The sequence below is a fragment of the Nonomuraea jiangxiensis genome (assembly GCF_900099965.1).
GTDB lineage: Bacteria > Actinomycetota > Actinomycetes > Streptosporangiales > Streptosporangiaceae > Nonomuraea > Nonomuraea jiangxiensis.
Genome location: NZ_FNDJ01000021.1, coordinates 157,884 through 183,776 on the forward strand (window position 1 = coordinate 157,884; position 25,893 = coordinate 183,776).

The 25,893-nt window shown below is 69.9% G+C and carries 25 protein-coding genes and 1 pseudogene; 7 read left to right on the forward strand and 19 right to left on the reverse strand.

Going from position 1 to position 25,893, the window contains the following annotated elements:
- Positions 1 to 21: 21 nt before the first annotated feature.
- The 5 genes from rapZ to BLS95_RS37605 form a co-directional block, all read right to left on the reverse strand.
- Complete coding sequence (gene rapZ / locus BLS95_RS37585) at positions 22 to 933, reverse strand: RNase adapter RapZ (protein WP_090942966.1); 912 nt, start codon at positions 931 to 933, stop codon at positions 22 to 24.
- 30 nt (positions 934 to 963) lie between these two features.
- A complete protein-coding gene (uvrC, locus tag BLS95_RS37590) occupies positions 964 to 2,868 on the reverse strand; it encodes an excinuclease ABC subunit UvrC (RefSeq protein WP_090942969.1) in 1,905 nt (634 codons plus the stop codon).
- A 236-nt stretch (positions 2,869 to 3,104) separates the two neighbouring features.
- Positions 3,105 to 3,548 (reverse strand): Rieske (2Fe-2S) protein, encoded by a 444-nt coding sequence (locus BLS95_RS37595; RefSeq protein WP_090942972.1) that lies wholly within the window; start codon positions 3,546 to 3,548, stop codon positions 3,105 to 3,107.
- Between the two features lie 102 nt (positions 3,549 to 3,650).
- On the reverse strand, positions 3,651 to 4,109 hold the full coding sequence (locus BLS95_RS37600; RefSeq protein WP_090942976.1) for a Rieske (2Fe-2S) protein: 459 nt from the start codon (positions 4,107 to 4,109) through the stop codon (positions 3,651 to 3,653).
- 111 nt (positions 4,110 to 4,220) lie between these two features.
- Positions 4,221 to 4,631 carry a Rieske (2Fe-2S) protein gene (locus tag BLS95_RS37605; RefSeq protein ID WP_245765511.1) on the reverse strand — a complete coding sequence of 137 codons (411 nt, stop codon included), beginning with the start codon at positions 4,629 to 4,631 and terminating at the stop codon, positions 4,221 to 4,223.
- A 377-nt stretch (positions 4,632 to 5,008) separates the two neighbouring features.
- Here BLS95_RS37605 and BLS95_RS37610 point away from each other — a divergent pair, with 377 nt between their 5' ends.
- Complete coding sequence (locus BLS95_RS37610; protein ID WP_218136175.1) at positions 5,009 to 5,638, forward strand: DUF2306 domain-containing protein; 630 nt, start codon at positions 5,009 to 5,011, stop codon at positions 5,636 to 5,638.
- Positions 5,639 to 5,743: 105 nt separating this feature from the next.
- On the opposite strand, the gene uvrA is transcribed toward BLS95_RS37610, so the two are convergent.
- A complete protein-coding gene (gene uvrA / locus BLS95_RS37615; protein ID WP_090942985.1) occupies positions 5,744 to 8,584 on the reverse strand; it encodes an excinuclease ABC subunit UvrA in 2,841 nt (946 codons plus the stop codon).
- Between the two features lie 217 nt (positions 8,585 to 8,801).
- Between uvrA and BLS95_RS37620 the strand changes: the two genes are divergently transcribed.
- On the forward strand, positions 8,802 to 9,602 hold the full coding sequence (locus BLS95_RS37620; RefSeq protein ID WP_090942988.1) for a maleylpyruvate isomerase family mycothiol-dependent enzyme: 801 nt from the start codon (positions 8,802 to 8,804) through the stop codon (positions 9,600 to 9,602).
- Positions 9,599 to 10,255 (forward strand): MBL fold metallo-hydrolase, encoded by a 657-nt coding sequence (locus tag BLS95_RS37625; protein ID WP_090942991.1) that lies wholly within the window; start codon positions 9,599 to 9,601, stop codon positions 10,253 to 10,255. The genes BLS95_RS37620 and BLS95_RS37625 overlap by 4 nt, the downstream gene beginning before the upstream one ends.
- A 170-nt stretch (positions 10,256 to 10,425) precedes the next feature.
- On the opposite strand, the gene BLS95_RS37630 is transcribed toward BLS95_RS37625, so the two are convergent.
- The 13 genes from BLS95_RS37630 to BLS95_RS54630 form a co-directional block, all read right to left on the reverse strand.
- Positions 10,426 to 10,701: a hypothetical protein gene (locus tag BLS95_RS37630; protein WP_090942994.1), complete on the reverse strand. Its 276-nt coding sequence runs from the start codon at positions 10,699 to 10,701 to the stop codon at positions 10,426 to 10,428.
- 36 nt (positions 10,702 to 10,737) lie between these two features.
- A complete protein-coding gene (pssA, locus tag BLS95_RS37635; RefSeq protein ID WP_245765512.1) occupies positions 10,738 to 11,529 on the reverse strand; it encodes a CDP-diacylglycerol--serine O-phosphatidyltransferase in 792 nt (263 codons plus the stop codon).
- Between the two features lie 43 nt (positions 11,530 to 11,572).
- Entirely contained in the window at positions 11,573 to 12,214 is a 642-nt protein-coding gene (locus BLS95_RS37640) for a phosphatidylserine decarboxylase (protein WP_176993585.1), read from the reverse strand.
- A 108-nt stretch (positions 12,215 to 12,322) separates the two neighbouring features.
- Positions 12,323 to 13,306, reverse strand: coding sequence for a TerC family protein (locus BLS95_RS37645; protein ID WP_090943003.1), 984 nt, complete (start codon positions 13,304 to 13,306; stop codon positions 12,323 to 12,325).
- A 181-nt stretch (positions 13,307 to 13,487) separates the two neighbouring features.
- Positions 13,488 to 14,696: a glycosyltransferase family 4 protein gene (locus BLS95_RS37650; protein ID WP_245765513.1), complete on the reverse strand. Its 1,209-nt coding sequence runs from the start codon at positions 14,694 to 14,696 to the stop codon at positions 13,488 to 13,490.
- A gap of 550 nt (positions 14,697 to 15,246) precedes the next feature.
- Positions 15,247 to 16,857 (reverse strand): murein biosynthesis integral membrane protein MurJ, encoded by a 1,611-nt coding sequence (murJ, locus tag BLS95_RS37655; RefSeq protein ID WP_245765514.1) that lies wholly within the window; start codon positions 16,855 to 16,857, stop codon positions 15,247 to 15,249.
- 252 nt (positions 16,858 to 17,109) lie between these two features.
- Complete coding sequence (locus tag BLS95_RS37665; protein ID WP_090943015.1) at positions 17,110 to 17,958, reverse strand: hypothetical protein; 849 nt, start codon at positions 17,956 to 17,958, stop codon at positions 17,110 to 17,112.
- A 1-nt stretch (position 17,959) separates the two neighbouring features.
- The gene (locus tag BLS95_RS37670) at positions 17,960 to 18,937 is read right to left on the reverse strand and encodes a copper transporter (protein ID WP_090943017.1); all 978 of its coding nucleotides are present in this window, start codon (positions 18,935 to 18,937) and stop codon (positions 17,960 to 17,962) included.
- Entirely contained in the window at positions 18,934 to 20,130 is a 1,197-nt protein-coding gene (steA, locus tag BLS95_RS37675) for a putative cytokinetic ring protein SteA (protein WP_090943019.1), read from the reverse strand. Before steA ends, BLS95_RS37670 begins: the two co-directional genes overlap by 4 nt.
- 73 nt (positions 20,131 to 20,203) lie before the next feature.
- Positions 20,204 to 21,913 (reverse strand): DNA repair protein RecN, encoded by a 1,710-nt coding sequence (gene recN / locus BLS95_RS37680; RefSeq protein WP_090943022.1) that lies wholly within the window; start codon positions 21,911 to 21,913, stop codon positions 20,204 to 20,206.
- A 96-nt stretch (positions 21,914 to 22,009) separates the two neighbouring features.
- Positions 22,010 to 22,909 (reverse strand): NAD kinase, encoded by a 900-nt coding sequence (locus tag BLS95_RS37685; RefSeq protein WP_090943025.1) that lies wholly within the window; start codon positions 22,907 to 22,909, stop codon positions 22,010 to 22,012.
- The gene (locus tag BLS95_RS37690) at positions 22,906 to 23,715 is read right to left on the reverse strand and encodes a TlyA family RNA methyltransferase (protein WP_090943028.1); all 810 of its coding nucleotides are present in this window, start codon (positions 23,713 to 23,715) and stop codon (positions 22,906 to 22,908) included. Before BLS95_RS37690 ends, BLS95_RS37685 begins: the two co-directional genes overlap by 4 nt.
- Positions 23,712 to 24,011 carry a hypothetical protein gene (locus BLS95_RS54630; protein ID WP_143044008.1) on the reverse strand — a complete coding sequence of 100 codons (300 nt, stop codon included), beginning with the start codon at positions 24,009 to 24,011 and terminating at the stop codon, positions 23,712 to 23,714. The genes BLS95_RS37690 and BLS95_RS54630 overlap by 4 nt, the downstream gene beginning before the upstream one ends.
- 127 nt (positions 24,012 to 24,138) lie before the next feature.
- Here BLS95_RS54630 and BLS95_RS37700 point away from each other — a divergent pair, with 127 nt between their 5' ends.
- From BLS95_RS37700 to BLS95_RS58330, 4 genes and pseudogenes are all read left to right on the forward strand, one after another.
- Positions 24,139 to 24,486 carry an SCP2 sterol-binding domain-containing protein gene (locus BLS95_RS37700; RefSeq protein ID WP_176993586.1) on the forward strand — a complete coding sequence of 116 codons (348 nt, stop codon included), beginning with the start codon at positions 24,139 to 24,141 and terminating at the stop codon, positions 24,484 to 24,486.
- Between the two features lie 68 nt (positions 24,487 to 24,554).
- A complete protein-coding gene (locus tag BLS95_RS58320) occupies positions 24,555 to 24,896 on the forward strand; it encodes an ATP-binding cassette domain-containing protein (RefSeq protein WP_245765515.1) in 342 nt (113 codons plus the stop codon).
- 130 nt (positions 24,897 to 25,026) lie between these two features.
- Positions 25,027 to 25,311 carry an ATP-binding cassette domain-containing protein gene (locus tag BLS95_RS58325; RefSeq protein ID WP_245765516.1) on the forward strand — a complete coding sequence of 95 codons (285 nt, stop codon included), beginning with the start codon at positions 25,027 to 25,029 and terminating at the stop codon, positions 25,309 to 25,311.
- A pseudogene (locus BLS95_RS58330) lies at positions 25,311 to 25,832 on the forward strand (ABC transporter permease); the annotation flags it as partial. The gene BLS95_RS58325 and the pseudogene BLS95_RS58330, both read left to right, overlap by 1 nt.
- Between the last annotated feature and the right edge of the window lie 61 nt (positions 25,833 to 25,893).

Sequence of the window (25,893 nt, forward strand, 5' to 3'; positions counted from 1 at the left end):
ACGCTGTGAAGTGCTCATCCGTCACTCCCGCCCCACATCCCGGTGACTCACCTGGACCTCCATCTCGCGGTCGCGCAATCGCGCGGCGAGCTGCTCAGCCATGGCCACGCTGCGGTGCTTGCCACCTGTGCACCCCACCGCGAGCGTCGCGTAGCTCTTGCCCTCGCGCGAGTATCCGGCGGCGATGACCCGCAGCACCTCCTCGTAGGAGTCGAGGAACTCCTTGGCCCCCGGTTGCCCGAGCACGTAGTCGCGGACCGGGGCGTCGAGCCCGTTCATCGGCCGCAGTTCGGGCACCCAGTGCGGGTTGGGCAGGAACCGGCAGTCGACCACGAGGTCGGCATCCACCGGCAGCCCATATTTGAACCCGAACGACACCACGTTGACCCGCAATCCCGGCCGATCCTCCCCACCGAAGTACGCGACGATCTTGTTACGTAGATCATGCACGTTGTGGGACGAGGTGTCGATCACGAGATCGGCGTTGGCGCGTACTTCGCGTAGAATCCCCCGCTCTCGGGTGATCCCGTCGACCAGCCGGCCCTCTCCCTGCAGCGGGTGCGGCCGGCGGACGTTCTCGAACCTGCGGACGAGCTCCTCGTCGCTGGCCTCCAGGAACACCACCCGCACCCGCACGCCCCGCGCCTCGAGCTCCTCGATGGCGGCGTTGAGGTCGGTGGTGAAGGCCAGGCTCCGCACGTCGACCACGGCGGCCACCTTGTCGGCGGCCAGCTTGACCTTGCCGGCCTCCTCCGCCATCGCGAACAGCAGCCCGGGCGGCAGGTTGTCGATGACGAACCAGCCGAGGTCCTCGAGCGCCTTGGCCGCGGTGCTCCGCCCCGCCCCGGACATGCCAGTGACGATGACGAACGCCCTCTCGCTGCTCGTCGTCTCGTCCTGCTGCCCGTCAGGCTGAGCCTCACCGGTGTTCATTTCAGTGCCCTCCCCGGGCCTCTGGCGAGATCAAGGTGACTCTCCCTTCAGCGTCGACACGATGACCTCGGCGATGGACGGACCGATGCCGGGGACCTCACAGATCTCCTCGGCTGTGGCCTCACGCAGTCTCTTGACGGAGCCGAAGTGCTTGAGCAACGCCTGCCTGCGCGCCGGACCGAGGCCGGGCACGTTGTCGAGCGCGCTCTCCTTCACCGTCTTCGACCTCTTGGATCGATGGTAGGTGATGGCGAACCTGTGTGCTTCGTCTCGCACGCGTTGCAGCAGGTAGAGACCTTCACTTGAACGAGGCATGATCACTGGCTGGTCATCGCCCGGCAGCCAGACCTCCTCCAGGCGCTTGGCCAGCCCGCACACCGCCACGTCGTCGATGCCGAGCTCGTCGAGCGCCCGCTGCGCCGCCGCGGCCTGCGGTCCGGCGCCGTCGACCACGACCAGGTTGGGCGGGTAGGCGAACTTGCGTGGTTTGCCCGTCTCAGGGTCGATCGGCCCGTGGCCGGAATCGTCGTCGGGGGCCAGCTCGCCGGTGGCGGAACGTTCCTCCAGATAGCGGCGGAACCGGCGGAGGATCACCTCGTGGATCGAGGCGACGTCGCCCTCCTTGGTCTTGACGGCGAAGCGCCGGTATTCGCTCTTGCGCGCCAGGCCGTCCTCGAACACCACCATCGACGCCACCACGTTCTCGCCTTGCAGGTGGGAGACGTCGTAGCACTCCACGCGCAGCGGCGCCTGGTCGAGATCGAGCGCGTCGGCGATCTCCTGCAGCGCCCTGCTGCGGGTGGTCAGGTCGCTGGCGCGGCGGATCTTGTGCTGCGCCAGCGACTCCTTGGCGTTGCGCTCGACGGTCTCCATCAGCGCCTTCTTGTCGCCGCGCTGCGGCACGCGCACCTCGACGCGGGCCCGCCGCTGCTCGGTCAGCAACTCGGCGACCGCTTCGCTGTCGGGCGGCAGCGCGGCGACGAGCACCTCGCGCGGCATCGCGTCGGGGCTGGCCTCGGCGTAGATCTGCAGCAGGAACTGCTCGACCAGGGCGCCGGGCGAGGTCTCCTCGACCTTGTCGACCACCCACCCGCGCTGCCCGCGGATGCGGCCGCCGCGCACGTAGAAGACCTGTATGGCGGCTTCGAGCGGATCCTCGGCGAGCGCGATGACGTCGGCGTCGGTGGCCTCGCCGAGCACGACGGCCTGCTTCTCCAGAGCCCGCTGCAACGCCTGGACGTCGTCACGGAGCCGGGCCGCCCGCTCGTATTCCTGCTCTCCGGCGGCCTCGCGCATCTCCTTCTCCAGCCGCCTGATGAAACGGCTGGTGTTGCCCGCCATGAAGTCGCAGAAGTCCTCGGCCAGCGCGCGGTGCTCCTCCGGGGTGACCCGGCCGACGCACGGCGCCGAGCACTTGTCGATGTAGCCGAGCAGGCACGGCCGGCCGATTTGTCCTGCCCGCTTGAACACCCCCGCGCTGCACGTGCGCACGGGGAACACCCGCAACAGCAGGTCAACCGTCTCCCGAATGGCCCAGGCGTGCGAGTAGGGCCCGAAATAGCGGGTGCCCTTGCGCTTGGCCCCGCGCATGACCTGAACCCGCGGGAAGTCCTCGCCCATGGTGACCGCGAGATAGGGATAGGACTTGTCGTCGCGGTATTTCACGTTGAAGCGCGGGTCGAACTCCTTGATCCAGGAGTATTCGAGCTGCAGCGCCTCGACCTCGGTGCCGACCACGGTCCAGTCGACGTCGGCGGCATTGTCGAGCATCGACCGGGTGCGCGGGTGCAGCGCGGCGAAATCGGCGAAGTACGAATTGAGCCGCTGGCGCAGGCTCTTGGCCTTGCCAACGTAGATCACCCGGCCGTGCGCGTCCCGGAATCGGTAGACCCCCGGTGACTCGGGGATGGACCCCGGCTTGGGCCGGAAGCTCAAGGTGTTGCCCGCTGATCTCGCCACGCCCAAAAGCCTAGTAGCCCGCACCGACAAGGTGACCCGCCGCACCTTCCCGGGCACGACGGGCCCTTCCCTGTTCAACGACCGAGCCCCACCGGCCACACCACTCCCAGCCGACCAGAGCACCGCGACAACGTCCGAAGGCCCAGCCCCGGCGCCTCAGGCCCAGCCCCAGCGCCCCACCTCAACCTATGTCCCAGGCTCAGAACTTAAGCTCAAGCCAGCGTGATCTGGTCGCCATCCACCTTGATCTGCTGCTCCGCCAGCGGCTCCTGGGCAGGCCCGTCCGTAACCGCCCCATCGGCGATGTTGAACTTGCTGCCGTGACACGGGCAGTTGATCGTCCCGTCCGCGACATCGGCGACCGTGCATCCCTGGTGGGTGCACACAGCCGTGAACGCCTTGAACTCACCGTCCGTCGGCTGCGTGACCACGATCTTCTGATCCTTGAAGACCGCGCCCCCGCCGACGGGGATGTCGGCGGTCTTGGCCAGCGCCGGCCCACCGGCCTGCGGCGCGCTGGACGCAGGCGCGCTCGACGCCGGACTCGATGCAGGGCTGGACGCGGGGGCGCTGCCGGCAGGCTGCGCGGTGTCGGTTCCGCTGCCGCAGGCCGAGATCGCCAGCGCCAGGCCACCCGCTCCCACGCTCGCGATCATCACTCGGCGGCTCTGAAGGTCATCTCCCATGCAGCTCACCCAACCGCACTCAGGTGAGAAATTCATGAGACACGGGCTAAGCAAACCTTCATGAAGTACGGGCTAGGCCAGCCGGATCTTGTCACCGTCCACGGTGATCTGCTTCTCCTCGAGCGGGTCGCTCGCGGGCCCGGCGGCCACGGATCCGTCAGCGATGTTGAACTTGCTGCCGTGGCAGGGGCAGTTGATGGTCCCGTTCGAGACGCTGGCGACCGTACATCCCTGGTGGGTGCAGATCGCGGTGAACGCCTTGAACTCGCCGTCCGTCGGCTGCGTGACCACGATCTTCTGTCCTTCGAAGACCTTCCCGCCGCCCGAGGGGATGTCCGCGGTGTCGGCCAGCGCCTTTTTCGCGGTCTTTTTCTTCTTCGGAGCGTCGGACGACGCCTCCTCCTCCGGGGCCGGAGACTCCACGCTCACCTCCGACGTCGGCGAGCCGTAGCTCGCACAGGCCGACAGAAGCGCCGCCAGTCCAGTGCCACCGGCTCCGAGCATCATCGCCCGACGCGTCGATTCAGTCATCGTTCGTCCTCCCAATGTGGTGCTTACTTCAGGTACGCCGGCGCTCTCGCGCCGGTTCAGCCTGCCCGCACCCAATCGGGAGTGACTACGCACAATTACCCATTGGCCTGGTCAGACGACTACGATTCCATCGCCTTCCGCCCTGACCTGAAACGAAGCCAGCGGAGCCGAGGCGGGCCCCTTGAGCGCCTTGCCGCTGTCGGCGGCGAACTCGCTGCCGTGGCAGGGGCAACGAAGGACGTTGTCCCTGGGGGTGCTGACCGTGCAGCCCTTGTGCGTGCAGGCCGCGCTGAACGCCTTGTAGACCCCTTGCGTGGGCTGCGTCACGATGACGTTCAGATCCTTGACCAGCTTGCCGCCGCCCACGGGCACGTCGGCCACCTTGGCGATGACCTTGCCCTTGATGTTCGGCTGGGCTTTGGCATCGCCTGTGCCGCATCCCGCCAGCGCCACCCCGCACACCGCGACCCCGGCCGCCGCCCCCAGGAGCTCGCGCCGCCCGTACGAGCCGTCGGCGGGCATGGCTCCGCCCCGCTCCGTAACCGTCATCGTGTTGCCGACCCTCCGCGTCGCCGCTGACCCCCTGCAGGCCAAGCCGTTACGGACCCCAACCCTATGGCCGCCACCCCTCGGTCCCGCGATCGGGTGAACCCCGCCCGACACCCCACCGAACCGGCGGCTCCGCCCCGCCACCAGCGGCCCACACCCGTCAGCACAGGACGTCACACCGGTCAGCGCCTGGTGCGCGGACGGTCAGCGGCCCACCGCAGCCTACGACCATGACTCCTACGACGACCCCGGCCTCCCTCACCCCTCCGGCCGCCTCCCCCGGCAAGCCCTCCCGAAGCCGAACCGGCCCGCGCTGGTGGCGTCGCCCATGGGTCGCACCCCTTGCGGTGGTGGCCGCCGTTTTCATCGCGTTCTCATTGCCGCCGTACCTGTCGATGGATCCGGCCCAGTCCCGGGTGCCCGCCCCCGACTTCTTCCCGCCGCACTTCGTGATGCTTTCCCTGCACGTCGTCTTCGGCTCGATCGCGATGATCACGTGCTGCCTGCAGATCTGGCCGTGGTTCCGCCGGCGCTGGCCGGGGGCGCACCGCATGATCGGCCGCGTGTACGTCTTCGGCGGCTGCCTCCCCAGCGGCCTGCTGGGGCTGGTGGTGGGTGTGGCCACCCCGTTCGGCCCGGTCACCATGGTCAGCAACGTCATGCTGGCGCTCCTCTGGCTGGGCTGCACGCTGGCGGGCTGGCGGATGGCCAGGCAGCGCAGGTTCGTCGATCACCGCCGCTGGATGGTGCGCAGCTTCGCCCTGACCATGTCCATCATCACCAACCGCCTCTGGGGCGTCGGGTTCACGATCATGCTGTCACCGCAGCTGGACACCACGTTCCACGGTGACGAGGCCCTGATGGCCGCCACGGTGTCGGCCCTGGGCGCCTGGCTGGGCTGGGTCCTGCCGCTGCTGCTGGCGGAGTGGTGGCTCGAACGCGGCGACGCCGCCAGGCGCCGCCTCCGCGCCGCCCGCTGACCTCAGCACCGAAACCCCACCCCGGAACCATGCACCGGCACCCGGCATCACCCGACGAAAGTTGCCCCCACGCCCGCCGGCGCGGGGGCACCGCCTCGGCGAATCTCAGAACGCCAGGATCTTCCGCAGGAACCGCCCCGTGTGGCTCCCCTCCACCAGCGCCACTTCCTCCGGTGTCCCGCTGGCGACGAGCGTCCCCCCACGGGACCCGCCCTCGGGTCCCATGTCGATGACCCAGTCGGCGGTCTTGATGACGTCGAGGTTGTGCTCGATGACGATCACCGTGTTCCCGCTGTCCACCAGCCGCCCGAGCACTCCCAGCAGCCGCCGGATGTCCTCGAAGTGCAGGCCGGTGGTGGGCTCGTCGAGCACGTAGATCGTCCGCCCGGTCTGCCGCCGCTGCAGCTCGGAGGCCAGCTTGACCCGCTGCGCCTCACCGCCCGACAACGTCGTGGCGGGCTGCCCGAGCCGCACGTAGCCCAGCCCCACGTCGTTGAGCGTCTGCAGGTGCCGCTTGATCGCCGGGATGGCCTCGAAGAAGTCCAGGGCCTCCTCGATCGGCATGTCGAGCACCTCGGCGATGGTCTTGCCCTTGTAGTGGACCTCCAGCGTCTCCCGGTTGTAGCGGGCCCCCTGGCAGACCTCGCAGGGGACGTAGACGTCCGGCAGGAAGTTCATCTCGATCTTGATGGTGCCGTCGCCGGCGCACGCCTCGCAGCGCCCGCCCTTGACGTTGAAGCTGAACCGCCCCGGCTGGTAGCCGCGCACCTTCGCCTCGGACGTGGCCGCGAACAGCTTGCGTACGTGGTCGAAGACCCCGGTATAAGTGGCCGGGTTGGAGCGCGGGGTCCGCCCGATGGGCGACTGATCGACATGAACGACCTTGTCCACCAGGTCCATGCCGTTGATCCGGGAGTGCCGCCCCGGCACCGTACGGGCCCCGTTGAGCTCCTTGGCCAGCGCGCTGTAGAGGATGTCGTTGACCAGCGTGGACTTCCCGGACCCCGACACCCCGGTGACGGCCGTGAACACGCCCAGCGGGAAGTCGATGTCGACCCCCTTGAGGTTGTGCTGCCGTGCCCCCTTGACCGTGATCTGCCGCTTCTTGTCGCGCTTGCGGCGTGTGGCCGGGATGGCGATGCTCTTGCGCCCGGACAGGTATTGCCCGGTCAGCGACTCCTCGCTGCCCAGCAGCTCCTGCACGGTGCCGGATACGACGACCTGGCCGCCGTGCTCACCGGCGCCCGGCCCGATGTCGACCACCCAGTCGGCGGCCGCGATGGTGTCCTCGTCGTGCTCGACCACGATCAGCGTGTTGCCCATGTCGCGCAGCCGGATCAGCGTGTCCAGCAGCCGCATGTTGTCGCGCTGGTGCAGGCCGATGGACGGCTCGTCCAGCACGTAGAGGACGCCGACCAGGCCGGAGCCGATCTGCGTGGCCAGCCTGATCCGCTGTGCCTCGCCGCCCGCCAGCGTCGCCGCCGCCCGGTCCATGCTCAGGTAGTCGAGGCCGACGTCGAGCAGGAACCCCAGGCGGGCGTTGATCTCCTTGACCACCCGCTCGGCGATATGCATGTCGCGGTCGGACAGCTTGAGGGCGGCCAGGAACTTCGCGCACTCGCCGATCGACATGCTCGAGACCTCGGCGATCGACTTGCCGGCGACGGTGACGGCCAGGGTGACCGGCTTGAGCCTGGCCCCCTTGCAGGCGGGGCAGGGGATCTCCCGCATGTAGCCCTCGAACCGCTCCCGCGCCGAGTCGCTCTCCGCCTCGGCGTGCCGGCGCTGCACCCACGGGATGACCCCGTCGAAGTTGGTGTAGTAGGAGCGCTGCCTGCCGAAGCGGTTGCTGTAGCGCACGTGCACCTGCTCGTTGTGGCCGTACAGCAGGGACTTCTGCGCCTTCTTCGGCAGCTTCTCCCACGACGTGTCGAGCGTGAACCCGACCGCGTGGCCGAGCGCCTCGATCAGCCGGACGAAGTATTCGCTGGTGTGGCCGCCCGACCAGGGGTGGAGCGCGCCCTCGCCGAGCGTGCGCTCGGGGTCGGGCACCACCAGGTCAGGGTCCACCTCCATCTTGGTGCCCAGACCGGTGCACTCGGGGCAGGCCCCGAACGGCGAGTTGAACGAGAACGAGCGCGGCTCCAGCTCCTCGAAGGACAGGTCGTCGTAGGGGCAGTAGAGGTGCTCGGAGTAGAAGCGCTCGCGGTTGGGGTCGTCCTCGGGCAGGTCAACGAACTCGAGCGTGATCGTGCCGCCGGAGAGCTGCAACGCGGTCTCGACCGAGTCGGTGAGCCGGCGTCGCGCCGACTCCTTGACCGACAGGCGGTCGACGATGACCTCGATGTCGTGCTTCTCGTACTTCTTCAGCGTCGGCGGGTCCTCCAGCCGCACGACCGTGCCGTCGACCCTGGCCCGGGCGAACCCCTTGGTCTGCAGCTCGCGGAACAACTCGGCGTATTCGCCCTTACGCCCTCGGATGACCGGCGCCAGCACCTGGAAGCGGGTGCCCTCCTCCAGGTCCATCACCCGGTCGACGATCTGCTGCGGCATCTGCCTGGCGATCGGCCGCGCGCACACCGGGCAGTGCGGCTTGCCGATGCGCGCCCACAGCAGTCGCAGGTAGTCGTAGACCTCGGTGATGGTGCCGACGGTCGAACGGGGGTTTTTGCTGGTGGCCTTCTGGTCGATCGACACGGCGGGCGACAAGCCCTCGATGAAGTCGACGTCCGGCTTGTCCATCTGCCCGAGGAACTGGCGCGCATAGGCCGACAACGACTCCACGTAGCGCCGCTGACCCTCAGCGAAGATCGTGTCGAAGGCCAGGCTCGACTTGCCGGAGCCGGACAGGCCGGTGAAAACGATCAGAGAGTCTCGCGGAAGGTCCAGCGAGACGTCCTTGAGGTTGTGTTCTCGTGCTCCACGCACGATCAAGCGGTCTGCCACGGCGATCCCGGAAGTCGAAAGGCGGATAGGTCCACGGGGGATGGTAGACGGGGGCTCCGACAATTTCGGCGGCCGGTCCCGACGGCCCCCGAAATCCGTCCCTCACAGATTACGGCCATCTGCCACCCAGGTAGGCGTCCTTCACGAGGGAACCATCTGGCCTGCGGCTTTATGCCCACCTCCCCCTGCAACCCACCAAATAGGGAAATATCCGTATATGAGCGTCCTACCCGTGCTGCAGGCCGAGCTCGCCTGCGCGACCAACCGACTCCTGGCCACGGCCGCGTCCCTGTCCGACGCCGACATCGCCGCGCCCTCCCGCCTGCCCGGATGGACGCGGGGCCACGTGCTCACCCACGTCGCCCAGAACGCCGACTCCCACGTCAACCTGCTGACCTGGGCCAGAACCGGCGTCAGAACCCCCCAGTACGCCTCCTACGCGGCCCGGGCCGCCGCCGTCGAGGCCACGGCCGGCCAACCGGCCGCCCGGCACCTGGCCGACCTGACGGACAGCGCCGCCCGCCTGGCCGCCGCCGTCCGCGACCTGCCCGAGCACGCCTGGTCGGCGCCGGTGGAGGGGCTCCGCCCGCCCGTACATCCGGCCTGGTACATCCTGGTACGCCGGCTACGCGAGGTCGGCCTGCACCACGTGGACCTCGACGCCGGCTACGGCCCCGCGGACTGGCCGGACCCGTTCGTCCGGCGCGAACTCCACGACTGCCGCGCCTGCTGGCAACACGCCCGCAGCACGGTCAGCGAGATCGTCCTCCAGCACCCCTCGGCCGGGATCGCCGCCCGGTGGCGCGATCTCGGAACGGGTCCCGCCGTCGCGGGCGCACCGGCCGACATGCTGGCATGGCTGACCGGTAGATCGCGGGGCGAGGGCGTTACCCTGGTCCCCATGGGACAGTCGTTCACGCCGGAGGCGGAGGCCAGAGCGCTTCCCGCGCCGCCGCCGTGGCTGACGATGCCCGCCCCGGCCGATCTGCCCACGACGCCTCCGAAGGACTATCCATGACCTACACAGGTGACGTCCAGGTCGGCGGCCCCGCCGACGTTCGCGAGCTGCCCGAGCTCACCATCAGCAAGCTCGCCGTGGGGCCGTACGACAACAACGCCTACCTGCTGCGCTCCACCGAGACCGGCGACGGCCTGCTCATCGACGCGGCGGCCGAGTCCGACCGCCTGCTCGCCCTGATAGCGGACGAGCCGGTCGGCTCGATCGTCACGACCCACCAGCACGGCGACCACTGGCAGGCGCTGACGCAGGTGGCGAAGGTCACCGGCGCCCAGGTGATCGCCCACCCGCTCGACGCGTCCGCCCTCCCGCTGCCGGTGGACCGCCTGGTGGAAGGCGGCGACACCGTCAACGTCGGCCCGGTCAGCCTGGAGGTCATCCACCTGCGCGGACACACGCCGGGCTCGATCGCCCTGCTCTACGACGGCGGAGAGGCGGGCCGGCACCTGTTCACGGGCGACTCGCTGTTCCCCGGCGGCGTCGGCAACACCTGGAAGGACCCGGAGCGCTTCACCCAGCTCTACAACGACGTGGTCCAGCGCATCTTCGACCGCCTGCCCGACGACACCTGGGTCTACCCGGGCCACGGCAAGGACACCACGCTGGGCGCCGAGCGCCCGTCCCTGCCGGAGTGGAAGGCGCGGGGCTGGTAAGACCCAGAAGACCGCCGCGGCCAGGACCCACGAAGATCCTGGCCGCCACCCACCCGAAACGCCGCGCACACTCTGCACCACCGCCCGCGCGAAATGCCGGGCGCACCGCATACAACCCTGCGCCACCCGCAACCGGGCACACACCGCCAGGACTCGCACACGATCGGTGGTCACTGACGGGCGGTCAGGACGTGCACGATCCGCTCGGCCGCGAGGGCGGGATCGTCGGCCAGGCCGACGAGCTCGCCCCACGACCATCGGTAGAACCACCCCTCGGAGAGAGGCACGCAGTCCACGGTCTCGGCCAGCATGACCGTGTCGGGATCACTGATCCGCAGGACGGGCGGATACGGCCGGAGCGTGGCCGTCAGCCCACGCCGCTCCAGCTCCGTAGCCAGTTTGCCGAGAAAGTACGTGCGCGTGTGCTCGCGCGGCGTCACCGACATGGCTCCATCAAAGCCGAAGTACGACGAAAAATCCCGTCAGTGGCCGATCCGCTCGGCTTCCCGACCCTGCTCACGCTTGTAGACCCGGCGCTGCTCACGCTTGTAGAAGAGCATCCGCAGCGGGATCGCCGCCACGAGCGCGATCTGCATCGACGCCCCGATCTTGATCGGCAGGTCACCGCCCTCGGGCCAGGCCACCCACACGGTCAGGAACGCCACGTTCACCATGATCCAGCCGAGCACGATCGCCAGGAGCTGGCCCTTCGGCTTGGGGTATTCGATCCGGCTGACCATCAGCCACGCCACGCCGAGCACCGCCAGCAGTGACCAGAAGCTCGGCTGGAACAGCAGCACGATGGAGATCACCGTCATGGCGCCCATCGGGATGGGCAACCCCATGAAGTCGCCGCTCTTGGTCTTGACGCAGGCGAACCTGGCCAGCCGTACGATGCCGCCGACCAGTATGGCCGCCGCCGCGGCGAGCACGGCCATGAACGGCACCTGTGAAGTGAAGCCGCCCCAGATCACGATCATGAACGCGGGCGCGAACCCGAAGCTGATCACATCGGCCAGGTTGTCCAGCTCGGCGCCCATCGCGGAGGCACGGAACCGCCGCGCCACCAGGCCGTCGAACAGGTCGCACGTCGCGCCGATGAGCAGCAGCACGATGGCGGTGGCGAAGTAGCTCGGAACGGGCGTGAAGCGACCGCCGTCGACCTGGAGCTGCTGGATGGCGGAGTAGGCCAGCACGCACACGGCGAGGAAGCCGCATACCGCGTTGCCCAGGGAGAGCGAGTCCGCGGCGGACAGCCGGAACGCCTTGCCCACAGGACCCCGAGGTCCTTCCTCATCCGCCTGCCAGCCGCTGGCGTCAGCCGCGGTCAATTCTGGTCACCCCCGCAACCGTCTTCTGTCCCACGGACACCGCGGGGGACAGACCTCCGGGAAGGTAGATGTCAACCCTCGAACCGAACCTGATGAGCCCGATCCGCTCGGCCTGCGCGACCTTGGCGCCTACGTTCACGTACGGCACGATCCTGCGCGCCACGGCGCCCGCGATCTGCACCATCTCAATGTCGCCGAGCGCGGTCTCGAAATGCCACACCACGCGTTCGTTCTGGTCGCTGTCCTTGTTGAAAGCCGGCAGGAACCCACCTGGCACATGCTGCACGGATGCGACATTTCCCGCAAGGGGGGCCCGGTTGACGTGCACGTTCAGCGGGCTCATGAAGATCGCCACCCTGGTGCGGCCGTCCGGCCACGGGTCGATGCTCTGCACGACGCCGTCGGCGGGCGACAGGATCCGGCCCGTGCCCGGGGAGCGGTCGGGGTCGCGGAAGAACCAGAGCATGCCACCGGTGAGAGCGCTCAGCGGCACCGCCGCAAGCGCCCATCGCCGGTCCTTGCGCGTCAGCAGCGCGGTGGCGGCCGCCGCGGCCGCCGTCGGGATAAGCCACGGGGAGACCCCGCGCGCGAGCCTCAGGCGGCTCGGCTTAGCAGAATCGTCTGACACGTACAACCTTTGATGGTGACTGGACTGGGCGCTTTGCCGTGATGTTACAGAACTAACAACTATTACACGGCAGATCCACACACGCAAAGCGCCTCGAAGTCCCTTTCGCTAAACCTGCTCCGGGTGCGGCTCCTCGCCCTTGCGCGCGGTGGTACGGGCCTTGATCAAGCTCGCCACGGTGGTGATGACCATGGTGGCACCGATGACCGAGAGCGACACCCAGATGGGAATTTCGGGCGCCCAGGAGACATGGCTGGCGTGCAACGCCTCCAATACCAGCTTAACCCCGATGAATCCGAGGATGAACGCCAAACCGTAGCTGATGTAGACGAGGCGCTGCAGAAGTCCGCCCAGCAAGAAGTAGAGCTGACGTAGCCCCATCAGGGCGAACGCGTTCGCGGTGAAGACGATGAAGGGGTCCTTGGTGAGCCCGAAGATCGCGGGAATCGAGTCGAGCGCGAACAGCAGGTCGGTGCTCCCGATCGCCACCATGACGATCAGCATCGGCGTGACCATGCGCCTGCCGTCGATCTTCACGGTGACCTTGGAGCCGACGAAGCTGTCAGTGGTGGGGAAGGCCCGGCGCACCCACTTGAGCACGATGTTCTCGGGGACTTCTTCTTCCGTGCCCTTGAGGTGGTCGCGGACGATGTTGATCGCGGTGTAGACCAGGAACGCGCCGAAGACGTAGAACAACCAGCTGAACCGCTCGAGCGCCGCCGCCCCGAGGGCGATGAAGATGCCCCGCATGACCAGCGCGAGCAGAATGCCGACGAGCAGGACCTTGTGCTGATAGGCCCGTGGCACCGCGAACCTGCTCATGATGAGCAGGAAGACGAACAGGTTGTCAACGCTGAGACTGTATTCGGTGATGTAGCCGGCGAAGAACTCCCCGGCCTTCTCCACTCCGAACGTGGCCCACATGACCACCCCGAAGATCACAGCGAGAGCGACGTAGAACGTCACCCAGAAACCGGCCTGCCGCATGGAGAACTCCCGGGCTTCACCCCGGTCGACGATCCACAAGTCAATGGCAAGGACGACCAGCAGGCCACCGATCACGGCGATCCAGGCCCACGCGGGTACGCTCATTCAACCCCTCCGGCATGCACGAAAATACTGCCGGAGGTCTCTCCCGCCCGCGCGCCTTGCCTGCGGACCGACAGCCCCGGGGGCCCCGTGGAGTGGGGCTGCACCGTGATGACGAGGCTGTCGCGAAGGGATACTCCCCTCCTCCTAACCAACGCAGTATATGAGAACGCTCAGGGGCCACCTACTCATCCCGTGGATCTTCACGGGGGTAGGCGGCCAGCGCACTCTCCACGACGTCGTCGTCGCCAGGCATCTCCCGCCCCCGCCGCGCAGCCGCCGCCGCGAGCGTTTCCGCAGCTCCCGGCGTCACGAGCAACTCCCGTACGGCTCCGCGCAGCCCTTCCACGTCCCCGTACCGGACGAGGATCCCGGCATCTCCCAAGATTTCCGGAATTCCCCCTACTTCAGTGGCAATAGCCGGCGTCCCGGCCATGAGCGCCTCGCGCAGCGTCAGCGGCTGCCCCTCCCACCGGCTCGGCATCACCAGGGCCTGCGCCGCCCCCAGCAGGTCAGGTATGTCGTCCCGGTTGCCCAGCAGCCGTACGGGCAGCCCCTCGGCGGCGATCCTGGCCTGCAACGCGCCCCGCAGCGGCCCTTCCCCCGCGACCACGAACAACGGCTCCGCGTGCCCCTCCCACGGCCCGGCCGCGACATCGAGCAGGGTCTCCAACCCCTTCTGCTGCGCGAGCCGCGCGATGGTCAGCAGCAGGGGCCGCTCCCCGGCGGCCAACTCGTCCCTCACCTCCTGGGGAGTGCGCTTGGCCGGGGGCAGCACGGGCGCACCCACCACGGCGGCCGTCACCTCCCTGGCGCCCAGCGCGAGCATGCGCTCTCCGAGATCGGGCGACACCACCAGCACGTGATCGGCCCCCCGCGCCACGATCCGCTCCAGCACCCCGTAGACGACCCCCACGAACCCCCCGGCCGTCAGCGCATTATGCAACGTCACCACCAGCACCCGCCCCCCGCCGACCCGCGACCCCCCGCCCGCCGCCCCCACAGCACCCCTCATCCCCAGCACCGCCCGCACAGCACCCCACATCCGCAGCGCCGCCTGCACGACACCTTTCATCCCCAGCGCCGCCGACACCCCGCCCGCCCTCCCGAGCGCCGCCAGCGCCCCGGCCCGCAGCCCGTGCGCGTGGACCACATCGGCACCGCGAGTCAGCCGCCGGATGGCAAGCATGGCCCGCAGGTCCCGACCGGGATGCGGCCGGTCCGAGACGGCCACCGCCACGAACCGGGCTCCCGCGCCGACGAAGCCGAACTGCTCCTCAACGCTCTCCGGCCCGGCCACGAGCACCTGATGCCCCCGCCGCACCAGCCCCTCCACCAACGTCCGCACATGCCGCCCCGTCCCACCGGACGTGGTCCCCAACACGAAGGCCACCCGCACAACCGACTCCTTCCTCCACACCCACCCGACCCGACCACCACAGCCAGGCCACACCCACGCCCCGCCACCACAAGCGGCAGCCCAAACCAAGGCCACACCCACCGGCCCGGCCACCACAGGCAGCGGCACAAACCCGCCGAAGCAACCCGCCCCAGCCACTACAGAGGCAGCGCCAACCAGGCCACAGTCAACCGCCTCGGCCACCCCAGTGGGCGGCGGCGCAAACCACGGCTACACCCACCGCCCTGTCCGCCACAGGCAGCGGCGCAAGCCAGGCCGCAGCCACTCGACCTCGCCACCGCAGGCGGCGCCGCAAACCAGGACCACCCCCACTCAACCTCGCCACCACAGCCAGCAGCGCAACCAAGGCCACACCCACAGCCCGGCCACCACGAGCAGCGGCACAAACCCGCCGCAGCCACCCGCCCCGACCACCACAGCGGCGGCGCAACCCGGGACCACACCCACTCAACGTCGCCACCACAGGCGGCGGCGCAACCAGCCAACACCACTGCACCGCGCAACCGCCCTCGGCGCACGCGGCTCACCCAGGTCCGCCCCGCCGCAGCAACCCAGCCACCGCACCGGCGTCCTCCCGATCCACCAGCGCCACGACCACGGCCCCCACCACCAACGCCACCACGGCGGCCACCACAGTGGCCACCACGTTGGGCCAGATGCCGGTGAACCCCAGCCACCCCACCACCCCGGCCCCAGCCAGGTATCCCAGCACCCCTCCACCCGCCGCGGCACCCACGGCCCGAAGGAGCCCCGCCACAGCCCCGCTCCCCCGCGCCCGCACCACGGACGCGAGCAGCATGCCCCCGCCCACGCTCATGCCCACGCTGGTCCCCAACGCCAGTCCCCCGACCTTCCACCCGTCGGGCAGCACCAGCACGAACACGGCCTGCGCGACCATCACCACGACCCATCCCACCACGGTCCCGGTGGCCGCCTGCCTGCCCCGACCCGCCGCGTAGAGCACCCGGCTCAGATGCGCGATGAGCCCGTAACCCACCAGCCCCGGCGCGAACAGCGCGATGGCCGCCGCCAGCTCCTGCGCCGGCACCTCGCTCTTCAGCCCGAGGAACACCACCGCGCCCGGCCCCGACGCGGCGGCCAGCACCCCGGCTGCCAACCCAGACACCAGCACCACGGCCCGCGTCGTGCGCGCCGTGAGCGCCGAGAACGCCGGCGGGTCGTCCGCCTGCGCCGACAGCCGGGGGAACGCGCTGGTCGCGATGGGTACGGCCAGCACCGCGTAGGGCACCAGGTAGATCGCCCACGCGTAGTTGTAGACGGTGATGGCCCCGTTGCCGATGTGGTTGTTGGACAGCACCAGCACTTCGATCATGGCGGCCTGCTGCGCCAGGAGCGCCGCCATCCCGGCCACGGCGAGCCGGCGCACCTGCCCGGCCACTCCCTCGGGGAACCGCAAGGTGGGGCGCCAGCGCAACCCGAGCCGGGACGTCGGCCCGATCACGGCCAGCACCAGGGACAACACTCCCAGGCTGGTGCCCACCGACAGCGCCAGCTCGGCCGGCCCCGGCACCGTGGCGGGATCGTGCACCCCGCCGCTGAGCGGCACGAACAGCAGGTAGGCCACGATGACCACGATGCTGGACACCAAGGGCGCGACCGCCGGCCCGGCGAAGCGCTTGTGCGCCTGCAGTACGCCGTAGAGCACGACGGCGACGCCGTAAAGGGGGATCTGCGGGGCGAAGACGACCAGCATGCGGGCGGCGACCGCCGTCACCGCGGCGGCGTCGGGACACCGGTCGATGGCCGTGCCGAAGAACAGCCCGATGACCGGCCCGGCGAACAGCGCGGTGAGCACGGCCAGCGGCACCAGGATGACGACCACCCAGGTCAGCAGCGCCGAGCTGATCCGCCCCGCCCGCTCGTCCGGCACGTCGGCGTCCCCGGCCGCCGACCGCCCGGCCAGCACGGGAACCACCATCCCCGCCAGGGCCCCGCCGACCACCACCTCGAACACGATGTTGGGCAGCTGGTTGGCCGTCATGTAGGCCGTGGACAGGCAGTTGGTGCCGACCGTCTGGGCGAAGGCGTACTGCTTGGCGAAGCCGGCGATGCGCGCCAGCACGGTGATCGCCCCGATGAGCATGGCGCCGGCGGCGACACCCCTCGTCGTCACGACCCCCACCCGACCTCCCCGGCAACGCACCCGACCACGCTTACGCAGACATCCTGGCAGGCAGCACCGACAGTCGCGACCGAGGCGTCGGACGCAAACGCCTGCCAGATGACGGCACGAGTCGACCAGGCGCGGAACGAAAACGCCTGCCTGGCCACGGCACTGGTCGACCAGGCGCGGAACGAAAACGCCTGCCTGGCCACGGCACTGGTCGACCAGGCGTGGGACGGAAACGCCTGCCAGGCGACGGCACTAGTCGACCGGGCGGCGGCCGAGCATGTCGAGGCGATTGAGCACCGGGTTGCCGGCGATGACCTTGGTGAAGCTGACCTTCTCCGCGGCGGCCGTCAGCGCCACGACGGTGCCCAGCACGGCGTAGCGGCCGGGGCGGCCCAGCTGGGTGACGGCGGCGAGCCCGAGCAGCGCGCCGAGGGCGTTGGCGCCGGCGTCGCCGAGCATGGCGCGCTCCCCGAGATCCTCGGGCAGCAGGGCCGCCGCGGCCCCCAGCGGTACGGCGGCCAGCGCGGCCGCGGCCGGCGACCCCCGGAAGATCGACGCGGCCAGCAGCGGCCCGCCGGTGAGCAGGCCCACCTTGATGGCACGGCCGGGACGCAGGTCGAAGAGGTTGGCGAGGTTGGCGGCCCCGGCGATGGTGGCCCCGTTGACCAACGTGTCGGCCGGCCCCCGGGAGACGAGCGCGGCGGTGACGAGCCCGGTCGCGCCGATCCCGAGGATCTTCACCGCGCCGCTGGTGACCTCGCCACGGGTGAGCGCGGTCAGGTGCCCCTTGAAGCCCTTGGCCGAGGTGGTGCCGTATAGGTCGTCGTACGCGCCGAGCGCGCCGGTGCCGGCGCCCGCGACCAGGGTGGCCAGGCGCAACCGGCCGGGCAGGCCGGGCGTGAGCGCGGCGGCGGCCCCGGCGCCGGCCACGAACGCGGGCCCTTCCAGCAGCGTGATGGGCTCTCCGCGGTGGTTCTTGCGGGTCCAGCGGCCGCTCAGTTCGGCGGGCCGGTTGCGGGTGAACGCGGCGTAGGCGGCACGGGCGGCCGCGGCGCCGATCGCGGCACCGGCGAGGGCGTAGAGCAGGCCTCGGGCAGGCATGTCAGCTCCCTGACTGGGTGGTGGGGGACGGGGTGGCGGTCGTCACCGCGGGAGCGATCAGAGAGGCTCCCTTGCCGATGCCGTACTGGCCGGCCCGCCCGTCGAGTTGTTCCCGCAGAGCGTAGACGGTGGCGACGCGGCCCATGGGCATATCGAGCGTATCGACGGTGGAGACCCGCTTGGAGATGTCTCCGTCGTCGCGCACGACGCTGATCACGTCGCCGGGAGAGGCGGTCAGGGGAACGGCGCCCGCGAGCACCGTGCCCTTGCTGCCGATGTCGAAGCCGTCGGCCAGCGAGGCGAGCGCGCCCGCCTGGGTCTCGGCGGTCTCACCGTCGTAGGGCCGCTCCGGCGCGATCATCACGGCGAGGGTGGACCGCTTGGCGGGCTCCCCCTCGGTGCTCAGCAGGCCGCCGGTCTCGAAGGCGCCGGTGACGTCGGCGGTGGTGGCGTTGGGCGTGCCCGCCTGAGCCTGGTCGTTGGTGACGTAGGTGGCCGCGAGCAGCGTGGCGGCCCTGTCCCAGGCGGTGGAGGTGACAGGGAACATCATGTTGGCCGGTTTGAGCTGGCTGACCAGGCCGTCGACGACGCCCGTGCCCTTGGGGTCGAGGAACTTGTCGGTGAACGTGACGCGCCCGGCGATCTCCGCGCCCGCCTCGGTGAGCGTCTGCTGCGCCGCCTCGCGGACGGTGCTGCTGGCGCCTGGGGCCTCGACCAGCAGGACGCGCTGCCCGGTCAGCGCGTTGGCCACCATCTCCGGCGTGGAGGCCGTGACGAACGCGTCGTTGCCCGCCTCCCTGCCGCGCAGGGTGTCGAGCTCGGACCGCAGGTCGTTGTTGGCGTTGGTCAGCTCGTCGCTGGTCCGTCTGGCCAGCTCGATGGCGGGCTCCTGGAGCAGTGTGGTGCCGAGGACGATGCCCACCGCCAGCGCCAGGAAGATGGCGACGATGGATACGAGGTGATAGCGGAAATCGATCACGAGAAGAGTCCGACCAACCAGAAGATGAACGCATTCCAGACGTCTTGCAGGCCGTTGAGCCAGGTGCGGCCGATGTCCGAGGAGATCAGCGCGACACCCATCGTGATCAGCGCGGTGATCACGAGCAACAGGAGCTGCGGCGTGGAGATGCGACTGCGGTAGAGCCTGCTCACACCCTTGGCATCGACGAGCTTGCTGCCGATGATCAACCGGGTGAGGAAGGTGCTGGCCATGCCGGAGCGGCCCTTGTCGAGGAACTCCTCCAGCGTGCCGTGGGTGCCGACGGCGACGATCAGCTCGGCGCCCTTGTCGTCGGCGAGGATCATCGCGATGTCCTCGCTGGTGCCGGTGGCCGGGAAGATCACCGCTTCGCGGCCGAGCTGGTGCACCCGCTCCAGCCCGGGCGCCCTGCCGTCGCGGTAGGCGTGTACGACGAGCTCGGCGCCGCAGGTCAGAGCCTTGGTGGAGACCGAGTCGAAGTCACCCACGATCACGTCGGGCAGATAGCCCGCCTCCAGCAGAGCGTCGGCCCCGCCATCGACGCCGATGAGGACGGGACGGTATTCGCGAATGTAGGGGCGCAGGGTGGCGATGTCTTCCTTGTAGTGATATCCCCGCACCACGATGAGGGCGTGCCGGCCCTCCATGGAAGTGCGGATCTCCGGCACCCCGACGCCGTCGATGAGCAGCCGTCCCTCACCACGTACGTATTCCATGGTGTTGACGGCGAAGGCCTCGATCTGGACGGCGAGCCCGGCGCGGGCCTCGGCCATGGCCGCCTCGACGGCCTCGGCGGTCTGCGGGTCGCCCTTGCCGACGATGTCGTCGTCGAGATAGACGATCCCGTCGTTGACCCGGACGACGTCGCCGTCCTTGACCCGCTCGAACAGCTCCTGGCTGGCGTTGTCGACGAACGGCACACCGGCGTCCAGCAGAATCTGTGGTCCCAGATTGGGATAGCGCCCGCTGATGCCGCAGGCCACGTTGACCACGGCCGCCGCTCCGCACGCGACAAGTGCCTCCGCGCTCACCCGGTCTACGTCAACGTGGTCGATGATCGCTATCTCACCCGGCTGGAGACGTTTGGTCAGCCTCTTCGTGCGCCGGTCGATTCTCGCCACTGCCGTTACACCGGGAAGGTCACCGACCTTCCGTCCGCGGAGGCCCGGCATCCTGCTTCCCGGAACCTTCATCAAGACCATCCTGCCAGAGCGAAACAGCGCAAGGGCCACGCATGACGCGGCGTGTCCGCTATGTCACTCAGGATCACCTGTCCGCGGCGGCCAGCCCGAGCAGTTCTTCCGCGTGGGCGCGGCCCAGCTCGGAGTCCTCCAGCCCGGCCAGCATGCGGGAGAGCTCGCGTACACGTCCCTCGTGGTTGAGGGTGACGACGCCGCTGCGCACCACGCTGCCGTCGCTCGCCTTCTCGACCACCAGATGCTGGTCGGCGAACGCCGCGACCTGCGGCAGGTGGGTGACCACGATCACCTGCGCGGTGCGGGCCAGCCGGGCGAGCCGGCGCCCGATCTCGACCGCCGCCTTACCGCCGACACCCGCGTCCACCTCGTCGAAGACGAAGGTCGGCACCGGATCCGCGCCGGCGAACACCACCTCGATCGCGAGCATCACCCGGCTCAGCTCGCCGCCGGAGGCCCCCTTGTTGAGCGGCAGCGGCGGCGCGGCGGGATGCGCGGCCATGCGCAATTCCACCTCGTCGACGCCCTCCGGGCCGAACTCCGCGCTGCGGGTGAGCTGCACCACGACCCGGGCGTGCGGCATGGCCAGGGCCGTCAGCTCCTCGGTCACGGCCTGACCGAACCGCTCTGCGGCGGCCTCGCGCACCGCGGTGAGCTTGCCGGCCAGCTCGGTGAGCCGGACGGTCAGCTCCTCGTGCTCGCGGGTCAGCTCTTCGATGCGTTCGTCGTCGCCTTCGAGCTCGGACAGGCGGGCCGCGGCCTGCTGCGCCCAGGCCAGCACACCGGCGCTGTCTTCCGCGTATTTCCTGATCAGCCCGGACAGCACCGAGCGACGCTCCTGCACCACGCCCAGCCGGGCGGGGTCGGCCTCGATCGACTCGGCGTAGGCCGCCAGGTCCGTGGCCACGTCGGAGATCAGATAGCCGGCCTCGGCCAGCCGGTCGGCCACCCCGGCGAGCTGCGGGTCGAAGTCGCGCACGGTCTCCACGGCCGCCCGCGCCTCGCCGAGCAGGGAGATCACGTCGTGCGGGCTGCCGGCCGCCTCCATCGGGTCGCCGAGCAGCGCCGTGTGCGCGCTGGTCGCGGCGCTGCGCAGGGCGTCGGCGTGCGAGAGCCGCTCCTCCTCCTCGCGCAGCTCGGCGTCCTCGCCGGCCTTGGGGTCGACCTTCTCGATCTCCTCCAGCCCGAAGCGCAGATGGTCGGCCTCCTGCGAGCGCTCCCTGGCCTTGGTGGTCAGCTCGTCGAGCAACGCGCCGACCTGCTTGTGCCGCTTGTACGCCTGTGAGTATGCCCGCAGCGGTTTGACCAGGTCGTTGCCGGCATATCTGTCGAGCGCCGCGCGCTGCCTGGCCGGCTGCAGCAGCCGCTGCTGGTCCATCTGCCCGTGCACCGCCACCAGGTCGTCGGCCAGGTAGGTCAGGGTGCCGACGGGCACCGTGCGCCCGCCGAGCCAGGCCCTGGACCTGCCCTCGGCCGAGACCGTACGCGAGATGATCAGCTCGCCGTCCTCGATCTCGCCGCCGATGTCCTCGACCTGCTGGGAGACGCGCCCGCCCGGCTCGATGACCAGCGTGCCCTCGACGGCCGCCCGGTCGGCCCCCGGCCTGACGCGCGAGGGATCGGCCCGGCCGCCGAACAGCAATCCGAGCCCGGTGACGACCATCGTCTTGCCCGCTCCGGTCTCGCCGGTGACCACGTTGAAGCCCGGCGAAAGCTCGAGGACGGCCTCGTCGATGACGCCGAGCCCCTGGATGCGGACCTCCTCGACCCTTGGTCGCACTGCCCACTCCCGTTCACTGCCGTGTCCTATGGTCACACGGATCGTTTTCCGAACACCTGCGCCCAGGTGATCCTACGCGTTCTCCCCTCCATTGACTCAGGGTCGCACCCTTCCGCGCCACCCCTGCACGGGAAGCTCGAACTTGGCCACCAGCCGATCCGTGAAGGGCGCTCCCGTGCTCTCCACGCCGTGCAGGCGCGCCAGGCGTACCGGCTCGGCGCCCCTGCGAACCTCGACCCGGGAGCCCGAGGGCAGCTCGAAGCGGCGGCGGCCGTCGCACCACAGGACACCACCCGGCGTGTCGGGCAGGATCTCCACGGCCAGCGTGGAGCGCGGCGAGACCACCATCGGCCGGGCGAACAGCGCGTGCGCGCTGATGGGCACCATGAGCAGCGCCTCGACCTCCGGCCACACGACGGGGCCGCCGGCGGAGAACGCATAGGCGGTCGAACCCGTCGGGGTGGCGCAGATCACGCCGTCGCACCCCCACCGGGACAGCGGCCGGCCGTCGATCTCGGCGACCACCTCCAGCATGCGCTCCTGCTTCTCCACGGTGACCTCGTTGAGCGCCCACGTGTCGGCGAGCACCCGCCCGTTCTGCCGGGCGAGAACATCGATCGTCATGCGCTCCTCGACGTCGTAGCGGCCCGCGACGATGCTGTCGACCGCCGCCGCCAGGTCGGCGACCTCGGCCTCGGCCAGGAACCCGACGTGCCCGAGGTTGACCGCCAGCAGCGGCGTGCCCGCGGGCTTGGCCAGCTCGGCGGCCCGCAGCAGTGACCCGTCGCCGCCGAGCACCAGCATGACCTCGGCGTCCTTGGCCGCGCCCGGGTCGCCGGGCACCGCGTCGGCGCCGGCGCAGCCGATCTCGCCGGCCTCGGTTTCCAGCACCCTGACGTTGATGCCGGCATCGACCAGCCGGTTGATCACCAGGCGGGCGCTCTCGACGGCGGCGTCACGCCCGGTGTGTACGGCGACCAGAACGGTCCGGTTCATTGCGGCCCTTCCGCGACGGCACGCTGGATCTCGGCTTCGAGGTCGGCGACCGGGGGCTCGCCCTCTCCCTTGCCCAGCCAGAGTAGATATTCCACATTTCCCGACGGTCCAGGCAGCGGGCTGGCGGTCACCCCGCGTACGGCCAGGCCCAGCTCCCGCGCCTTGGCGGCGGCCGCGCCCACGGACCGTGCGCGCAGCTCGGGGTCGCGCACCACGCCGCCCGCGCCCACGAGCTCCTTGCCCACCTCGAACTGCGGTTTCACGAGCAGCACGAAGTCGGCTCTGGCCGCGGCGACCGCGGCCAGGGCGGGCAGCACGAGCCGCAGCGAGATGAACGACAGATCGCCCACCACCAGCGTGGGCGGCTCGCCGACCATGTCCGGCGTGAGGTCGCGTACGTTGACGCGTTCCATGACCGTCACGCGCTCGTCGGTGCGCAGCGACCAGGCGAGCTGGCCGTAGCCGACGTCCACGGCGAGCACGTGGGCGGCGCCGCGGCGCAGCAGCACGTCGGTGAACCCGCCGGTGGAGGCGCCGGCGTCGAGGCAGCGCCGGCCCGCCACGGTCAGCCGCTCGAACGTGTCGAGCGCGCCGAGCAGTTTGTGCGCTCCGCGCGAAACGTAGTCGGGCCCGTCGCCGTCGGCGACGACGATGGCGGCGGCGGTGTCGACCTGGGTGGCGGACTTGTGCGCCCGCTGGCCCCCGACGGTGACCCGGCCGGCGTCGATGAGCTGGGCGGCCTGCTCCCGCGACCGGGCCAGTCCGCGCCGCACCAACTCGCTGTCGAGGCGTATCCTGCGGCTCACGGGCGTCCCACGGCCTGCGCGGGGGGCTGCCCCGGACCCTCCGGGGTCCGTCCGGGCACGGGTGGCCCGGGCCTTGGCGGCCCAGGCATGGCAGGACCGGGCTTGGGGTGTCCGGGCGTGGGGTGTCCGGGTGTGGCGTTTTCGAGCGGGGTCTGTTCGAGTGCGGCTTCGAGCCCCGAGAACGCCTCGTCGAAAACCGCCACGTGCTCGGCCACGGGCAGCTCGCCCAGTCGGCCGAGACCGGCCACGATGGCATCGACCCCCTCGTCGCCGGTCCCCTCCGGCAGCTCACTCATGACTCGACCGTAACCCCTCCGGAGAGCACCCGGGACCTTGGCAGGCGTGTTACGCGTTGAAGGTCATACGGGGGTGCTACTGATGTGGAACGCTACCGTCCGCAAAGAGAAAGAAAGGATGCGCATCATGGCAAGCGTCGAGGAGTGCCGGGCGGCACTGGTCAAGCTCGTCGCCCAGTTCGACGAGGTCGGCGAGGAGGACCGGGCCAAGCACGTGGTGGAGCGCACGGTCAGCTGCCGGGTTCCCGACCTCGACGTGACCTTCTACGGCCGGCTGCACCATGGGGGGCTCGACCCGTTCACGGAGCTGCCGCCGCCGGACGGGAAGGCGGCCGACGTCAAGCTCACGATCGCGAGCGACGATCTGGTCGCGCTGGTCGACGGCAAGCTTGAGCTGGCGCGGGCACTGCTCGGAGGACGAGTGAAGATCGACGCGAGCTTCGGCGACCTGCTGCGACTGCGCAAACTGATCTGAACCACCGTTGACCCGTTAATCGCCACGCCATTTAATGAGTTCGTTAACTATTAAGCGATAGGCGAACAATGGGTCTGATCATCGACACCACGGCTCTCAGCCGTACCTACGGCGACCGGCTCGCCGTGAACGGCCTGGCCCTGGCGGTCCGGGCCGGTGAGGTCTTCGGCCTGCTCGGCCCCAATGGGGCAGGCAAGACGACCACCATCAGGATGCTGTCCACGCTGCTGCCGCCGAGCGGGGGCAGCGCGCGGGTGTGCGGGTTCGACGTGGTGCGGGCGGCCGGAGAGGTACGCCGGCACATCGGATACGTCACCCAGCAGGTCTCGACCATGGGCTCCTACATGCTGACCGGCCGGGAGAAGGCCGAGATCGAGGCCGCCCTCTACCACGTACGAAACGGGGCCTGAAGGCCAGGGTCGGCGAGATGCTGGAGCGGGTGGGGCTGTCGGAGAGCGCCGACCGGCTCGTACAGGAATACTCGGGCGGCATGCGGAAGCGCGCCTCGACCTGGCGTGCGGGCTGCTGCACCGGCCCGAGTTGCTGATCCTCGACGAGCCGACCCTGGGCCTGGACGTACGCTCGCGCCACCACATGTGGGAGCACATCCGCTCGCTCTGCGTCGAGGGAATGACCGTGCTGCTGGCCACCAATTACATGGACGAGGCCGACCGTCTGTGCGACCGGCTGACCATCGTCGACCACGGGCGGCAGGTCGCCGGCGGGACCCCCGCGGAGCTCAAGGCGGCGCTCGGCGCGTCCTCGCTCGACGAGGTGTTCCTCCAGCACACCGGGCACGCGCTGCGAGAGGAGGAGATCGCGTGATGTGGTCCCAGGAGGTGCCGGCGCTGTCCCGGCGCTGGCTGCTCATAGTGCTGCGGGAGCGCCTGAACCTGCTGTTCAGTGTGCTCCAGCCGGCCGTGTGGCTGGTGTTCTTCGCCGGGGCGCTGGGCGGCGCGGTCGACACCCGGGTCGTCGGTACGGACGACTACATCGCCTTCGCGGTGCCCGGCATCATCGCCTTCACCGTGGTCGGCAACGGGGTGACGGCTGCGATGCCACTGCTGTTCGACAAGGAGAGCGGCTACCTCGACAAGCCGCTCAGCATGCCGATCAGGCGCAGCTCGGTGATCGTGTCCCGGTTCGTCTTCCAGGTGGGCATGAACTCGGCGCAGGTCCTGGTGATCCTGCTGGTGGCCCACCTCCTGGGCGTACGCCCCGCCGCGGGCCCGCTCGGGGTGCCGACCATCCTGGTGGTGTCCGCGCTGCTGACGCTGGCACTCACGGCCGCCGGGATGGCGCTGGCGTGCGCGGTGCCCTCACACGGCACGTTCTTCGCGATCATCGGGTTCGTGTCGCACACAAGGCCCCACCGACCCCAACAGTCCGATCACCTGAAATATGGCC

What these genes read in the sequence shown, in the direction of transcription:
- rapZ (WP_090942966.1), bottom strand. Translation starts at nt 933, where the DNA reads ATGAACACCGGTGAGGCTCAGCCTGACGGGCAGCAGGACGAGACGACG.
- BLS95_RS37595 (WP_090942972.1), bottom strand. Translation starts at nt 3,548, where the DNA reads ATGATCGCGAGCGTGGGAGCGGGTGGCCTGGCGCTGGCGATCTCGGCC.
- BLS95_RS37600 (WP_090942976.1), bottom strand. Translation starts at nt 4,109, where the DNA reads ATGACTGAATCGACGCGTCGGGCGATGATGCTCGGAGCCGGTGGCACT.
- BLS95_RS37605 (WP_245765511.1), bottom strand. Translation starts at nt 4,631, where the DNA reads ATGCCCGCCGACGGCTCGTACGGGCGGCGCGAGCTCCTGGGGGCGGCG.
- BLS95_RS37620 (WP_090942988.1), top strand. Translation starts at nt 8,802, where the DNA reads ATGAGCGTCCTACCCGTGCTGCAGGCCGAGCTCGCCTGCGCGACCAAC.
- BLS95_RS37625 (WP_090942991.1), top strand. Translation starts at nt 9,599, where the DNA reads ATGACCTACACAGGTGACGTCCAGGTCGGCGGCCCCGCCGACGTTCGC.
- BLS95_RS37630 (WP_090942994.1), bottom strand. Translation starts at nt 10,701, where the DNA reads ATGTCGGTGACGCCGCGCGAGCACACGCGCACGTACTTTCTCGGCAAA.
- BLS95_RS37645 (WP_090943003.1), bottom strand. Translation starts at nt 13,306, where the DNA reads ATGAGCGTACCCGCGTGGGCCTGGATCGCCGTGATCGGTGGCCTGCTG.
- BLS95_RS37665 (WP_090943015.1), bottom strand. Translation starts at nt 17,958, where the DNA reads ATGCCTGCCCGAGGCCTGCTCTACGCCCTCGCCGGTGCCGCGATCGGC.
- steA (WP_090943019.1), bottom strand. Translation starts at nt 20,130, where the DNA reads ATGAAGGTTCCGGGAAGCAGGATGCCGGGCCTCCGCGGACGGAAGGTC.
- BLS95_RS37685 (WP_090943025.1), bottom strand. Translation starts at nt 22,909, where the DNA reads ATGAACCGGACCGTTCTGGTCGCCGTACACACCGGGCGTGACGCCGCC.
- BLS95_RS54630 (WP_143044008.1), bottom strand. Translation starts at nt 24,011, where the DNA reads ATGAGTGAGCTGCCGGAGGGGACCGGCGACGAGGGGGTCGATGCCATC.
- BLS95_RS37700 (WP_176993586.1), top strand. Translation starts at nt 24,139, where the DNA reads ATGGCAAGCGTCGAGGAGTGCCGGGCGGCACTGGTCAAGCTCGTCGCC.
- BLS95_RS58320 (WP_245765515.1), top strand. Translation starts at nt 24,555, where the DNA reads ATGGGTCTGATCATCGACACCACGGCTCTCAGCCGTACCTACGGCGAC.